Source organism: Bradyrhizobium sp. Bra78 (genome assembly GCF_024519855.1).
GTDB lineage: Bacteria > Pseudomonadota > Alphaproteobacteria > Rhizobiales > Xanthobacteraceae > Bradyrhizobium > Bradyrhizobium japonicum_G.
Map to the genome: position 1 here is coordinate 1 of NZ_JALJRE010000033.1, position 559 is coordinate 559.

The 559-nt window shown below is 63.3% G+C and carries 1 protein-coding gene; it reads right to left on the minus strand.

Annotation, left to right across the window (positions count from 1 at the left end):
* A partial coding sequence (locus tag OC450_RS34275; RefSeq protein WP_262049477.1) for a nucleotide sugar dehydrogenase occupies window positions 1-554 on the minus strand: 554 nt, incomplete at its 3' end.
* Window positions 555-559: the final 5 nt, after the last annotated feature.

Here is a 559-nt window from a genome sequence, read left to right on the forward strand (position 1 = left end):
ACGACGACATCCGCCTCCTTGCGGCCGCGCTCGTCGGAGGTGCCGACGACGACGCGATCGGGGAACTTGAAGTCGCGGATCGCCGCGCCCTCGCGCAGGAATTCGGGGTTCGAGGCGACGACGACATCCGCCTTCGGATTGGTCTCGCGGATGATGCGCTCGACCTCGTCGCCGGTGCCCACAGGCACGGTCGACTTCGTCACCACCACGGTGAAGCCGGACAGCGACTGCGCGATCTCTTTCGCAGCGGCATAGACATAGGACAGATCGGCATGACCATCGCCGCGGCGCGAGGGCGTGCCGACCGCGATGAACACCGCGTCGGCATCCGCCACCGGCTTCGACAGGTCGGTGGTGAAGTCGAGACGCTTGGCCTTCACATTGGTTGCGACCAATTCGTCAAGGCCGGGCTCGTAGATCGGGATCTCGCCGCGATGAAGCGCTGCAATCTTCTTCTCATCCTTGTCGACGCAAGTGACGTCGTGACCGAAATCCGCAAAGCAGGCTCCGGACACCAGTCCCACATAGCCCGTTCCGATCATCGCGATTCGCATGAAAA